The 14,231-nt window shown below is 45.7% G+C and carries 14 protein-coding genes; 12 read left to right on the forward strand and 2 right to left on the reverse strand.

What is annotated here, in order from left to right; translation table 11 throughout:
• The first annotated feature begins 23 nt into the window (after positions 1-23).
• From PAHA3_RS06390 to PAHA3_RS06410, 4 genes are all read left to right on the forward strand, one after another.
• Positions 24-278 (forward strand): hypothetical protein, encoded by a 255-nt coding sequence (locus PAHA3_RS06390; protein ID WP_062833965.1) that lies wholly within the window; start codon positions 24-26, stop codon positions 276-278.
• Positions 279-427: 149 nt separating this feature from the next.
• Positions 428-1,027, forward strand: a complete 600-nt coding sequence (locus tag PAHA3_RS06395; protein WP_062833966.1) for a nitroreductase family protein — start codon at positions 428-430, stop codon at positions 1,025-1,027.
• 215 nt (positions 1,028-1,242) lie between these two features.
• Positions 1,243-2,874: an S-layer homology domain-containing protein gene (locus PAHA3_RS06400; RefSeq protein ID WP_235599376.1), complete on the forward strand. Its 1,632-nt coding sequence runs from the start codon at positions 1,243-1,245 to the stop codon at positions 2,872-2,874.
• A 386-nt stretch (positions 2,875-3,260) separates the two neighbouring features.
• Complete coding sequence (locus PAHA3_RS06410; protein ID WP_062833968.1) at positions 3,261-4,178, forward strand: NAD(P)/FAD-dependent oxidoreductase; 918 nt, start codon at positions 3,261-3,263, stop codon at positions 4,176-4,178.
• A gap of 119 nt (positions 4,179-4,297) precedes the next feature.
• Here the strand turns inward: PAHA3_RS06410 and PAHA3_RS06415 are convergent, their stop codons facing one another.
• The gene (locus PAHA3_RS06415; protein WP_062833969.1) at positions 4,298-4,507 is read right to left on the reverse strand and encodes a hypothetical protein; all 210 of its coding nucleotides are present in this window, start codon (positions 4,505-4,507) and stop codon (positions 4,298-4,300) included.
• 242 nt (positions 4,508-4,749) lie between these two features.
• On the opposite strand from PAHA3_RS06415, the gene PAHA3_RS06420 reads away from it, so the two are divergent.
• From PAHA3_RS06420 to PAHA3_RS06440, 5 genes are all read left to right on the forward strand, one after another.
• Complete coding sequence (locus PAHA3_RS06420; protein WP_062833970.1) at positions 4,750-5,103, forward strand: DUF3243 domain-containing protein; 354 nt, start codon at positions 4,750-4,752, stop codon at positions 5,101-5,103.
• A 245-nt stretch (positions 5,104-5,348) separates the two neighbouring features.
• Positions 5,349-5,915 carry a hypothetical protein gene (locus tag PAHA3_RS06425; protein WP_062833971.1) on the forward strand — a complete coding sequence of 189 codons (567 nt, stop codon included), beginning with the start codon at positions 5,349-5,351 and terminating at the stop codon, positions 5,913-5,915.
• 157 nt (positions 5,916-6,072) lie between these two features.
• Positions 6,073-6,930, forward strand: a complete 858-nt coding sequence (cyoE, locus tag PAHA3_RS06430; RefSeq protein WP_062833972.1) for a heme o synthase — start codon at positions 6,073-6,075, stop codon at positions 6,928-6,930.
• A 424-nt stretch (positions 6,931-7,354) separates the two neighbouring features.
• Positions 7,355-7,837, forward strand: a complete 483-nt coding sequence (locus PAHA3_RS06435) for a tetratricopeptide repeat protein (RefSeq protein WP_062833973.1) — start codon at positions 7,355-7,357, stop codon at positions 7,835-7,837.
• Between the two features lie 30 nt (positions 7,838-7,867).
• A complete protein-coding gene (locus PAHA3_RS06440; RefSeq protein ID WP_062833974.1) occupies positions 7,868-8,074 on the forward strand; it encodes a hypothetical protein in 207 nt (68 codons plus the stop codon).
• A gap of 42 nt (positions 8,075-8,116) precedes the next feature.
• Here PAHA3_RS06440 and PAHA3_RS06445 read toward each other — a convergent pair whose 3' ends face one another.
• On the reverse strand, positions 8,117-9,025 hold the full coding sequence (locus PAHA3_RS06445; RefSeq protein WP_371327901.1) for a LysR family transcriptional regulator: 909 nt from the start codon (positions 9,023-9,025) through the stop codon (positions 8,117-8,119).
• Between the two features lie 132 nt (positions 9,026-9,157).
• Between PAHA3_RS06445 and PAHA3_RS06450 the strand changes: the two genes are divergently transcribed.
• From PAHA3_RS06450 to PAHA3_RS06460, 3 genes are all read left to right on the forward strand, one after another.
• Positions 9,158-10,105 (forward strand): DMT family transporter, encoded by a 948-nt coding sequence (locus PAHA3_RS06450; RefSeq protein WP_062833975.1) that lies wholly within the window; start codon positions 9,158-9,160, stop codon positions 10,103-10,105.
• A 187-nt stretch (positions 10,106-10,292) separates the two neighbouring features.
• On the forward strand, positions 10,293-11,324 hold the full coding sequence (locus PAHA3_RS06455) for a LacI family DNA-binding transcriptional regulator (RefSeq protein ID WP_062833976.1): 1,032 nt from the start codon (positions 10,293-10,295) through the stop codon (positions 11,322-11,324).
• Between the two features lie 246 nt (positions 11,325-11,570).
• Positions 11,571-14,117, forward strand: coding sequence for a beta-mannosidase (locus PAHA3_RS06460; protein ID WP_062833977.1), 2,547 nt, complete (start codon positions 11,571-11,573; stop codon positions 14,115-14,117).
• Positions 14,118-14,231 lie beyond the last annotated feature (114 nt).

Here is a 14,231-nt window from a genome sequence, read left to right on the forward strand (position 1 = left end):
GAAACCAGAGGAGGCGATCATGAATGAAAGAGCGCACACCGGATCAGAATAACAGCGATACCCGTCAGGAACGATCCCATGACAATCCCGAACAATATGAGACGGAGCAAGAAAGTTTGCTTGACCGACATGAAGAAGAACAGACTGTAGATCCAATTCCGATGGAAGATCTGAATATGGAGGCTCAGGAAGAGAAGAATAAAGATCAGACGAAAAGCAACTCGTCTACCGAAGAGAAATACCGGGCGGATTATCGCAAAAAGGCGAGCGAAGGATAATTCCAATTGCTGTTTTGCGCAATTAGGTTGAAGTATTTTTCGGTGAATGTATATTTAGTGAAAATAAAATAGTTTGTTGACTAATGTATGTTACTATATTATAGTTACTATGTTGGCAAATGAAAAACAATTTTGGGAGGCGAATAATAATGACTACTTTTTTTGACGCATTAAAAAACAGAAGATCTTATTACGGAATCAGCAAGGAATCTACAATTTCGGATGCTAAAATCCAGGAAATCGTAGAAGAAGCGGTGAAATATACACCAACTTCCTTTAACTCACAAACATCTCGTGCCGTTGTATTGCTCGGTGAACAACATGATAAATTGTGGAATCACACAGAAGAAATTTTGCGTGAAGTGGTAGGTAATGAAGAAGCCTTCAAATCCACAGCTGAGAAAATGACCGGATTCCGCAGTGGCTATGGTACGGTTCTCTTCTTCGAGGACAACAATGTGATCGCACAGCTTCAACAAAATTTTGCAGCTTATGCAGATAACTTTCCGATCTGGGCTAACCAATCCAACGGTATGTTGCAACTGGTAATCTGGACTGCTTTGGAACAAGAAGGTCTGGGTGCATCTTTGCAGCACTACAACCCATTGATTGACGAGAAGGTTAAACAAGAATGGAACATTCCTGAGAACTGGAGATTGATCGCTCAGATGCCATTTGGTAAACCAACAGCAACACCAGGTGAGAAAGAATTCCAACCAATTGAAGAGCGCGTAAAAGTACACAAATAAATCAATTTCATAATACCTTTAGCTGCTTCAATCAAGGCTAGATATAGATCAAAATGTTTCAATTTGTCTATATCTAGTTACATAAATTCATTTTAATGAGTTATGAAATTGATTTAAGTAAGCTTCGCATTTCCCAACATTTAACCACATACGGCCTCGCTTCAATTTGATACGATGATAGTTGATCGTAATCCAATGAAGCGAGGCTTTTTGATGTGAATAATAGATTAAAAGACATAACGAACCAACGTTTATGGAAAATGGCTTTATGCGGGATATTAGCTCTTGGATCGGTGGCTGGATACAGTTCTCCCGTTCAGGCTGCAAGCGTACAGCAACAGTTTCAGGATACGCGTACCAGTTATGCCAAGGATGCCATTACACATTTGGTGGACAAAGGCATTGCTGCCGGTACGTCAGAGACTACGTTTGAACCGAAGAAAGCCGTTACTCGTGCAGAATTTGCGACATTTGCGGTGAGATTGCTAGGTTTGAAGCCGGTTAAAAATAATATTAATCCCTATCAGGATATAAGCATGAATGCTTGGTATTACGGTAACGTTGCCGCCATGACGAATCTTTTTATTTTGGAGGGTAAGGGTCAGGGAACGTTCCAGCCTAATGCTTCCATTACGCGTGAAGAAGCGGCTGCTTTACTTGTTCGAATGTTAAAACAACAACCCGTAGAGACATCACTCTTGTCTTCAACCTATTTTGACGCAGATGATATCTCGGACTGGGCACGCCCTTATGTGCAGACGGTATATCAGCTTGGACTGATGAAGGGAAGCGGGGGCGTGTTCCGACCACATGATCAGGTAACTCGCGAAGAAGCAGCCGTAATGCTCGATGCCATTTTACAAAAGAAAACATGGTCTGAGCAGTTACAACGTGGGGATGAGCTCGGCGTTCAGCTGGGGTGGCAATATAACTCCACTACAGCTGAATTCAAGAAGCAAGTGGAGCAGTCTGAAGTGAATACGCTGGTCCCGCGCTGGTTTTTCCTGAACAGCAGTATGAAAGTAACAGATCACGCCGACCCGGCATTGATCTCCTGGGCATCCGCCACAGACAGGCAGCTATGGCCATTGCTTGGGAATCGTTCAGATTCGGCACTCACCCATCAGATGTTATCCAGTTCGGTCAACCGAGCGGCAGTGATCTCACAGGTAGCCGCTTATGTCAAAACTTATAAACTGGACGGCATTAATGTGGACTTCGAGAATGTTGATCCAGCGGATCGTGAAGGGTTAACGGCATTTGTCACCTCCTTGACGGCTACGTTGCACGCACTGGGTGCAGTAGTGTCTGTGGATGTATCACCAGACCTCGGTACAGATTGGACGGATGCATTTGATTATGCCAAACTGGGTGCTGTATCGGATTATATGGTGCTGATGGGATACGAGGAACACTGGAACGGTGATCCGAAAGCAGGATCAGTGGCGTCTCTTCCATGGGTGGAAAAGGCATTGGATACTATGCTCTCTGAAGTAGTACGTGCCAAAACGATTTTGGCCTTGCCGCTATATACACGAGACTGGTCTTCAGTCAATCCGGCAGCTAGCTCCTGGGACATTACACTGGCAGAACAGGGAACGCGTGCACATGCCACGGGATCTGTAAGACGATGGGATGCGAGTCTGGTTCAATATATTATTGGGTACAACAGTAACGGTATGCCAAGATATATATGGGCAGAGGAAAGCCGTTCGTTATCAGCTAAAGTGTTGATGAGTGAGCAACGGCAGATTGCTGGACTGGCATACTGGTATATGGGCGGCGAAACAGCCGATGTATGGAACGCCATTTCGAATGCATCACGATTTGAATCATATAACTTCTAAATATTCATGAATCTGATAGACTCAAACGAACCGTGATTCCAGCGGATGGTTTGGGTCTGTTTATTTTGGTATAAGATAAGCAATAAGAGGACGCGTTAAGTTTGACTGAACGGTTTAATGTATATAAGGACAAATATATATATATTGAGCTAAACAGTTACACAAAACGGAGAGGACAGAAAGAGCCTGAAGAAGCGAAGCGTGCGCCTAAAAGCTTTCTGAAAGAAAGCTGCATCGAAAGCATACGCTTATCCCCGGATTTACCCTTTGCAAAAGGTATTCAAAAAATCTGGGGATAACAGCGATCGGAAGGTTGTTCTGTCATCGGAGTGATCAGTGTAAATATTCTTTAGTTTCAATGTATATAGTTCAGGAGGAGAAGGAGCATGCGAGAGGTTGATTGCATAATCGTAGGTGGAGGGCTCGCAGGGCTTCAGGCAGCCATTCAGCTTGGACGTTATTCGGCCCATCAGGTGTTGGTGATCGATGCGGGAGAGGGTAGATCGACGTTGTGTCGGACGTATCATAATATTCTTGGGTTCCCCGATGGGGTGTCCGGTGAAGAACTCCGTGCCCGAGGCAGGTTGCAGGCAGAACGAACCGGTGTATCTTTTGAGAAAGACCGTATCGTTAAAGCGGGCCGTCAGGGTGAGCAGATTCAATTATTCGGTACTTCAGGATCTGAATATAGAAGTAAAACCGTGCTATTAGCAACGGGGCTTTCAGATAGAGTTCCGGACATTCCAGGATTAACCCCTACGCTTGGCCGAACAGTCTATGTCTGCCCTGATTGCGACGGCTATGAGATCCAGGATCAACGTACAGTTCTGTTGGGATCTGGTGAAGCAGGTGCCAATATGGCGATGATTTTAATTCAACGTACGAATGATCTGTTATATATCAATCATGAGCAGGCCCCCATATCTGCAGAGCTTCATCGTAGCATGAAAGAGGCGGGCGTTCGTTATCTGGAAGCAGCGGTTCAGGAAGTGCAACAGATTGAGGATGGACATATCACTGGTGTTCTGACCGAAGATGGACAGATCTTTGAGTCGGAGCGTGGTTTTATCGCTTTTGGAGGCAATCGGGTGCACTATGAATTGGCAGAGCAGCTGGGAGCTGTAATCGCAGATAATAAACATGTAGAAGCCGATCCGCGCAGCTTACAGGCAGCGACGAATGTATGGATTGCCGGGGATCTGGGTTTACATGCAGAGCAAGCAACGGTTGCGATGGGTGAGGGTTCCATTGCCGCGATCTGGATTCATAAGGCGTTACAGCAGATGACAAAGGATTCACTTTGAAATTCACCTCCTAATATGAGGTTGATTATTTAATTTTCATTACCAAAAAGTCCTCCCAAGCCATGCTATGGCAGGAGGACTTTTTGAGCTATCTTTTGCTAGGGAGAAGAGGATTACGTTTATTTGTCTGATGAATCCGTTGACTTGGAAGAAGGCGTCTTGTCCTTCGAATCATGTGAGAAATCTTTGCGAATGTTTTCTACGATATCGCCAACGACACCTTCAATCATATCGGTTGGCCCGGGATTCTGCTTGTCTGGGTGGATAACCGTGTTCACGCCTGGTTCAAGTTCATCATTTGTTTTCTCATGTTTGGCTTTGTCGCTCATGGGAAATCCCTCCTTGTTCCGTAATGTTCAGGTGTTTCTTAACATATCCAAACACCATTACGTATATGTAAACGATTAACCACTGGAACTCATTTGAAACGTGATGCTCGAAGATCAGGACACTTACAGGATAGAAATGGACTGATTAATCTTGGTCAAGCCGTTTATATTATAGATAACCGGTTATTGTTACACATGTTTCATGAATCCAATGAACGATTACTTTCAAGGAGGTTATTCAGATGAGTGAACAAAATCATGTCATCCATAAAGATGGCCAAGTTTCTACTGACAAGGTGGACAATGCAATTGAGAAGATTGCACCGGAAGAAAGAGAACAGATTTTACAGAACTTTGATGCATTCAAAGCATACCTGGGTAAGCGAATCGCCATGGGAGAATCCATTGGACTCAGCGAGGAACAGATGGCTAAAATCGCCGAAAAAGTAGCAGATTATCTGGCAGATCGGGAAGAACCTCGTAATCGTGAAGAAAAACTGCTTCAGGAGCTCTGGAATGTCGGCAAGGAAGATGAACGCCACATGCTGGCTCATATGCTCGTTCGTTTGGCACAAAGCTCCACACCCAATCATTAAGATTAGCAAGTAAAGAACCCCTGAATGGTGATGCCTTCAGGGTTCTTTGCCGTTCATGAAGACGATAGACAGAAGTGATGACGCGCATTGTAACTATTTTTAATCTGGCTGATACTTTTACAGTTCCTATTGCAAGTATGATGAGAAAAGAAAGAACGTTGGAATCGATAGTTCACATGAGCGTTTGAGAAGCAAGACTTCCGGTTAAGGAATAGTAACGTTCATATTAAGGAGAGATGTAACCTATGAAGAACGCGGCAAAACAATGGAAACTACGAATGATCGGTGCAGTTGTTGCTTTACTTGGTATGATTGTGCTGACTACATATTTGCTTACCCCTGCGAATGCTCAAGGTAGTACGGACGCGCAACAACCTTCTGCGAAAGAAGCTCAAGCTGCAAACTCCGAGATGTTTACAGCCTATGTGGAAGGCTTGCACCAAGAGAATGGCAAGTTGTATATGACAGTGGACAAGATTGGCTGGTATCAAGGTGAAGAAGCCGATGTGGTTTTTGCACAGCGTAATCCGGAAGCCGGTATAGATGGTGCTCCAGATGGTTACTATATTGTTAATGACAGCAAAGAGCAGGAACAGGTTGAAGTTAGTGCCAATGCTGAAGTATTGATGCAGTTGTATGATCGGGATGGTACGATGCAGGGCGCAGACATTCAGTGGAATGAACCTGTGACATTATCCAAGTTTGAAACGTTGTATGAGAATACCCGTATTCTTGATCTGTCCGTATTCCCGTATCATCTGACGGTGCAGGACGGAAAAGTCACTAAAATTGTGCAACAATACATCCCATAAAATGAGATGAAATTGATCAGTCAAGCATTCCTCCTGTTCATTGGAACGGTGAGGGATGCTTTTTGGTTATGACAAATTCATGAAAGCGATTGTAATTAATGGTAGGTACATGTATCATTATTGGAATGGCGTTTTTACATAGTTCAGGAGGAGCCTCATGCTTAAAGACATGATTGCATTAACCAAACCCGGACTTCTAAGGCTGAATGTGTTTGCGGTGGCGGTAGGATTTTGGGTAGCTTCAAAATGGGATATCAACTGGTTATCTCTGCTCATGGTCGTGATTGGATCAACTTTGGTTATTGCTTCAGCTTGTGTGATCAACAATTATTGGGATCGTGAATTGGACCAAAAGATGGAGCGCACCAAAAAAAGGATGGATTACATCAACCATCTGAAGCCAGGGTTTGTACTTGGCTATGGCATTATCCTCGGTGTTGTGGGACTAGCAGTGCTGTATCTTCTGGTGAATCCGTTATCAGGTTGGATGGCTTTACTCGGATGGTTCGCTTACATCGTGATATACACGATGTGGTTGAAACGCAGTTCGACGTGGAGCACGTCACTGGGTGGAATTGCAGGAGCGATGCCGCCTGTCATCGGTTATACGGCTGTAACAAATGAAATTGATGCAGGTGCCTGGTTGCTTTTTGCGCTTTTGTTCCTGTGGCAACCACCACACTTCTGGTCATTGGGTATTCGCCGGGTGGAGGAGTATCGTGCTGCCGGGTTCCCGTTGTTGCCTGTGGTAAAAGGGGTAAAACGCACCAAGCTTCAGATGATTCCTTATGTTTTTCTGCTGCTTCCTGCCGTATTCCTGTTGTATTACTACGACTATGTTGGTCTGGTATTTCTGATTGTATCTCTGATCGGTGGACTCATCTGGTTCGTGCATACACTTAGCGGACTGAAGACACAGGATGATGAGAAGTGGGCAAAAGTGAACTTTCTGATCTCGGTGAACTATCTCATGCTCGTATTTATTGTCATGGTCGCGAATACGGTATGGTCATAATTAGACGATGAACAGATCGTTTTCAGAGAGATTTCAGCTTATGCTATATAAATTGAACTAAACATTTACACAAAACGGAGAGGACAGAAAGAACCTGAAGAAGCGAAAGCGTTCGCCTAAAAGCTTTCTGAAAGAAAGCTGCATCGAAAGCATACGCTTATCCCCGGATTTTCACCTTTGTTAAAATGATTCGAAAAATCCGGGGATAACAGCGATCGGAAGGTTGTTCTGTCATCGAAGTGTCCAGTGGAAATATGCTTTAGTCCATTTTTTATAACAAGCTGCATCGAATGAAAAAGCACACTATGGAATAGCGTTGACAACCTTGGGTTGTTACAACATATTCTCTGGTGTGTTTTTTTGGTATAATAAAACAATTGAATCATATATGTGGGAATTATAATGCAAGATGGGAAGTGACACCATGAGTAATTTGGAACAGGCTGTGCGATGGAGACAAGAAGGCAAGGTGCATGAAGCGATTGAGCTTCTGCAAGAAATAACGATGCAGGAACCCGAGAATGCGAATGTCTGGTATCAGCTGGCTTGGGCACATGATTCGCTTGGATTGGAGCGGGAAGCTGTCCCGCATTATGAGAAGGCACTAAGTCTTGGGCTTTCTGGTGAGGACAGGGCAGGCGCGATACTCGGACTGGGCAGTACATATCGTACGCTTGGACAGTATGAGCAGGCCAAGGCTTGGTTTGAAACGGGCATGAAAGAGTTCCCGACGTACCGGGAATTTGAGGTATTCTATGCCATGGTGCTCTACAATCTGGGTGAACATGCAGAGGCGATGCAAAGACTACTCGTGCAACTCGCCGATACATCAAGTGACAAGAGAATCCATGACTATAACCGAGCGATCCGTTTCTACGCAGATCAGCTGGATCGGGTGTGGGAATAGATCCAATACACCGAAAAGGGAGATGGATGAATGAACTCCAATCAAGAACTGAAACAGGTAAATGAAAGATTGGATCAAATTGAGCGGAAATTGGATAATCTGGGAGGCAGTCAGCAGAACAAACGCTCACCTGGCGTGCGCTTTCTGATTGGTTTTGGCATCACGATTGCGGTTATATCTGTTCTGCTGCTGACCCTCGGTGTTATACAATTTGTGAGTAACGTGAGTAACGGATAGGAGAAATCGATCATAACGACACAATTAGTCCGATCTCCCAATTTACATGGCTAGGGCAAGCCACTGTCGCACCTCTTCAATGAAGCGCCGCGTAGCTGGCGATAGATTGCCCAAAGATGGGCAGGCCATGCCAATCGTACGATAAGGATCTCCAGTGAGTGGCACGAGCGCAAGCGAATCGGTATGATTTTGAAGTACCATTTCCGGAAGTAGACTGATGCCGAGGCCGTTGCGGACCATCGCCATGATGGCTTGATCTTCGGCTACTTCATAGACGACATTGAGCTTGGCTGCATGCTGCCGGATCAGTCGTTCAATCTCGTTATCTCCGCCCCATTTAGGCAGAATAAAGGGTTGCTCCAGTAGAATATCAAATGAAACAGACTCCTCTGAGGCGAGAGGATGATCCAGAGGCAGGATGCACATCATCCTGTCTTTTTGCAATGGGATGGTCTCAAAAGGCGATGAATCGCCGAGGGACAGAAATCCGAGATCGATGGCGCCTCCGGCCAGCCAGCCTTCAATCTCAGCATAATCGCCTTCCCACAGTTTGATCTCAATTCCTGGGTGACGCAGGCGAAATTGTTTCAGAATACCAGGCAGCCACTGTGTGGATACACTGGCGAATGTACCAATACGCACAGTACCAATCTCCGCGCCGCGAATGAGGGAGATTTCCTGGTTCATCAGTTCCGTCCAGCGTAGAATCTCACGGGTATATCCCAGAATGCGTTCACCTTCAGCCGTAACCCGTACACCGGAGCGGCCGCGATGGAGCAGTGAGAAACCACATTCTGTCTCCAGACTGGCGATGGCATGGCTGACTGCGGATTGGGTGATATTCAGCGCTTCTGCTGCTTTGGTAAGACTGCCATATTCGACAACGGTATTCAAAATTTCGTATTTGATCAGTGACATGAATGGTTCCGTTCCTTCCGATTTCAAATGCATGAATTTGTTTCATATAATCTATTATAAATATTCATTTTTATAATGCAAAGAGATCGTTTATACTTGCCAAGGTGAGTTAGTTTGACGCACGATCTCACAGATCAGAATACATAGAATGAAGGTTGAAGCAAGATGAATGGTGTACAGGTAAATCAAGGTCAGGCAACAAGAAGAGCGGACATACAGATGCTGCTCGCAACGGTCATATGGGGATCATCCTATCTGTTTATGAAATCGGGCCTGGAGTCCATGCAAGAATTGAATCTGGTCGCATTTCGTTTCGGAATTGCTTTTATTGCGGCAGGGCTTCTTTTTCATCGGCGGTTGTTTAACATGGATCGTAGAACACTTGTGGCAGGCGCCATTATGGGGACAGCTTTATTCGCTGCATTTGTATTCATCACCTACGGTGTGCAACGAACAACGACATCCCAAGCGGGATTTCTGATAAGTTTGGCGGTTATTTTTGTACCCATCCTGACGACAATCCAGCATCGTCGTATGCCGGACAAACGATTGACGCTCAGTATCCTGGTTGCCGTTACCGGGCTTGGGCTGCTGACGCTTCAACATGAGCTGAGTCTGCACACGGGAGATATTCTGTGCATTCTTGCAGCACTCGTGTATGCGATCTATATAATGATTGCTGGCAAGTACACACCGAAGCATGATCCGCTAACATTGGGAACGGTGCAATTAGGTGTTGCGGCGATGTGGGGAATAGCGGCTACATTCATGCTGGAAACGCCACGTATGCCCGATACGGCTGAATCTTGGGCAGCCATTCTCGGGTTAGGTGTGTTGTGTAGCGGATTGGGGTATATTTTGCAGACGCTCGCGCAGCGTCATGCTTCACCCACGAGAACGAGTCTAATTTTTTCACTCGAACCACTGTTTGCAGCAGCTTTTGCATTTACCTTTCAAGGGGAGTCGCTAACGTTGCAAGGATATGTCGGAGCAGCGCTGATGTTGGTCGGTGTTCTGATTACAGAGATCAAACTTCCACAGCCTATCTTCTGGCGTAGAAAACGTCCGGCTTTACAGTCGGAACTTGGCGATCAGGGAGCACCGGGCATATAAGTAAGGGACAAGGGTCCTTTCGTCATCTTCTATGGAAGGTGAGGAGAGGGTCTTTTTTGTTATGTCGAATACCTTGTGTAACAGATAAATGACTACCTAACAAAATCAGAATAACCTAACCTTGTTTTGTTGAATTTTGTTTTTTATGCTACACTGAATGGAAAATCAGGAAAAACGGGTGAGTAGGATGGCCAAAAGAGTAACGATGCAGCAAATTGCGGATGCTGCGGGGGTGTCCAAATTCGCAGTCTCGCGTGCGTTGACGGGCAAGCCTGGTGTAAGTGAACATACACGCGAGATGATTGTCAGAACGGCGGGGCAGCTCGGGTATTTCAGAACCGAACCGAAGCGTTATCCGGGGGAGACACCGATGTCAGCAGAGATGAAACCAGAAGCGGAGCGGCAAGGCACTGTATTGATTTTGTTTCCTAACATTCGTTCTCAGAATCGATCTTCCTTGTACTGGGGGCCTGTGTTCGATGGCATTTCGGATAGGCTGAATGAGAAGGGGATGGATATTTTAACGTTAACGGAACCCTCTTCAGATCGGATGTTCTCGGTTCTTAATCCAGAGGCGATCAGTGGAGTCATTACCGTGGGCACGATCTCAACATCGGTATTGCTGGAGATATACAGGCTGCGTATTCCGCTTGTGATGGTGGACCATGAAGACCCTGCTGTATACGCAGACTCGGTTTTTACGGACAATATGAAATGTATGAAAGAATTGGTTCTCATGCTCGTAGGAAAAGGGTACAGAAGGTTCCAGTTTGCCGGGCAACTCCCTGATGCAGCAAGCTTTCGAGAACGCTGGCTTGCATATCGTACGGTGCTGGAAGAGAAGCAGTTGCAGGGGGAGCAACAAGAAGATTTACTGGGACCAGAGTATGAGCAGATCCGGAGATCTATTGCTGAAATGAAGCTTGAGGATATCCCTGAAGTGATCGTATGTGCGAATGATCATACGGCTGTTATTGTCCTTCAGGCACTTCGAAGCCGAGGTATCCAGGTCCCTGAACGCTGTGCCGTAACCGGGTTTGACAATACGCAGACAGATGAGCCTATTCTCGCTTCGGTGCATATTAACAAAGAGAACCTGGGCACGAGAGCGGTAGATCAGCTGTTGTGGCGAATCGAACATCTGGATGAACCTTATGAACGCAAGCTGATCTATTCGGAATTGATTATTCGAGATGAATATAACGCCAGTATACAGTAATGAGGTATGCACGTATTGGATCATTTTAACGACGACATACAGGTAAATAAACTCAGATGAGAGACATGGAGAGGTTGGAGCTTCATGTCTTTTTGATATGTAGAAACCATTTAACAAATTAAATCACAAAACAGATTGACGACGAGAAGCATATCGTGTTAATTTTGTTTTGTAAGTTATTTATTTTTATGCTAACAAAACCTAACAGAATATTGGTTAACAACTCTAACAACAATGGAGGCTGTCATGAGCACAATACAATCACATGTTTTTCAGAATTGGACGTTCAAGGCTTGCGAAGATCAAGAGTGGATGCCGGCTCAGGTGCCAGGCTGTGTGCATACAGATTTGCTGAAGCTGGGCAAGATTCCAGATCCTTTTTATGGAACGAACGAGAAGGAAGTACAATGGATTGATAAGATAGATTGGGAATATCAGACGGAATTTGATGTGGCTGAAGGGTTGTTCTCGCAGGAACATCTGGAACTGGTGTTTGATGGTCTGGATACATATGCGGATGTGTATGTGAATGATGTGCATGTGTTATCAGCAGATAATATGTTTCGGGTATGGAAGGCAGATGTGAAGACCGTATTGAAGGGGAACGGCAACATTCTCCGAATACGTTTTCGGTCTCCGATTCAGGAAGATCTGCCGAAGCTGGAGAAGCTCGGCTATGCATTGCCAGCATCCAATGATCAGTCCGATGTCGGCGGACTTGGCGATAAGAGAGTAAGTATTTTTGCACGTAAAGCTCCATATCACTATGGCTGGGACTGGGGTCCGCGCTTTGTAACTAGTGGGATCTGGCGTGAAGCACGTCTTGAAGGTTGGACACAGGTACGAATCAATGATGTGTATATCCAGCCAAATGAAGTGAGCGCTACCTCAGCTTCATTAACGGCTGTTGTGGAAGTCGAGACATCACAAGCGGTAGATACGGTCATTCGTATCGGCGCAGATGGTCAGAGATGGGAAAGGTCCGTATCACTTCAGCCCGGAGTTCAGACGGTGGAAATTCCAATCTCCATTAATGAACCGAAATTATGGTGGAGCCGTGGACTCGGTGATCCGCACATGTACACCTTCCTTGCAGAAGTGCTTCAAGGTGAGCGAGCTGTGGCTGAATCTACAGTGAAGACAGGACTTCGTTCCATTCGCTTGGTACGTGAGAAAGATGCAGCGGGAGCATCCTTTTACTTTGAACTAAACGGTGTTGCGGTCTTTGCCAAAGGGGCCAACCATATTCCGAATGATAGTTTCATCACCGAAATTACTCGTGAACGTTATCGACATGAGATTGTATCTGCTGCCGAGTCCAATATGAACATGCTCCGTGTGTGGGGTGGCGGGATCTATGAGCAAGATGACTTCTATGAACTGTGTGATGAATACGGTATCCTGGTATGGCAAGACTTCATGTTTGCATGTAGCATGTACCCGGGAGACGAAGCGTTCCTGAATAGTGTGAGACATGAAGCCATCGATAATGTAAAACGTCTACGCAACCATCCAAGTATTGCACTCTGGTGTGGGAACAACGAGATTGATTCGGCTTGGGCTCACTATGTTGAGAATGGTGGCTGGGGCTGGAAGAAGGAATTTACTGTCGAACAGCGTGAAAGCATCTGGGCCGATTACGAAGCCATCTTCCATGATCTGCTGCCAGAAGTGGTTGAAGCGTATGCTCCAGGTGTAGATTACTGGCCTTCTTCACCGCTTGTATCACTGTCAGGGGATGAGAAGCAGCATGCTCACCCGTCCACGGCCGAAGGCGATATTCACTACTGGGGTGTGTGGCACAATGTAGAACCGTTTGAAAACTATAACGTGCATGTAGGTCGTTTCATGAGTGAATACGGATTCCAGTCTTTCCCGGAGTACAAGTCAGTTCGGACTTATGCAGAAGAAGAGGATCTGGCTCTGGAATCGGAAGTCATGCTTGCGCATCAGAAGAACGGGGCAGGTAATCGTCTGATCAAACAGTACATGGATATGTACATGCATGAATCGAAGGACTTTCCATCGTTCCTATACATGAGTCAGGTGCTTCAGGCGGAAGCGATGAAGACAGCAATTGAAGCGCACCGTCGCCGCAAACCATTCTGTATGGGCACGCTTTACTGGCAAATGAATGACTGTTGGCCGGTGGCTTCATGGGCCGGTATGGACTACCTTGGTCGCTGGAAAGCATTGCAGTATTATGCGAAACGCAGCTTCAGTGATGTATTGGTATCCGTAGACGGAACCAAGGAAGATACAACGGATATTTATGTCATCTCGGATCAGCTTGAGCCAGTGAAGGGTCAATTGCAGGTACGACTGATTGGATTCGATGGCACGGTGTACCGTGCAGAAGAGCATGAAGTAACAGTGGCTTCCAACTCGGGTCAACAGGTATTGTCCCTGAGCCAGGCTGAATGGCTCGAAGGACATGACGCAGCAACAACGCTGTTGCGCCTGGATATGAAGCAGAATGGAGCAGCTGACATTGTGCAGGAGCATTATTTTGCACCATCCAAAGATCTTGCATTGCAGCCTGTACAAATTAAAGTAACTGAGGTTACTGAAAATGATGGCAAATATCTTCAACTGGAAAGTGATGTGCTTGCCAAACAGGTATGGATTTCCTCCGAAGCGGAAGGCGTATTCTCGGACAACTTCTTCGACCTCATTCCAGGTATTCCGGTGAAAGTGCAGTTCACTTCCAGAGAAGGGCTGCAATCTGCCGATGCGGTTTCCAATACAGGACTCATTCAAGTTCGTTCCATGGCTGACTTTATCAAACTATAATAAGGCTTAACATTAGAATGGTTGAGATCTCTCTATGAGGGATTTCAACCGTTTTTATTTTGGAGCACCCAAACAAACTAAACCAAATCAGAAGTGGGCTTCAAAGATAGATTC

The sequence above is a fragment of the Paenibacillus amylolyticus genome (assembly GCF_001570725.1).
Lineage (GTDB): Bacteria > Bacillota > Bacilli > Paenibacillales > Paenibacillaceae > Paenibacillus > Paenibacillus amylolyticus_A.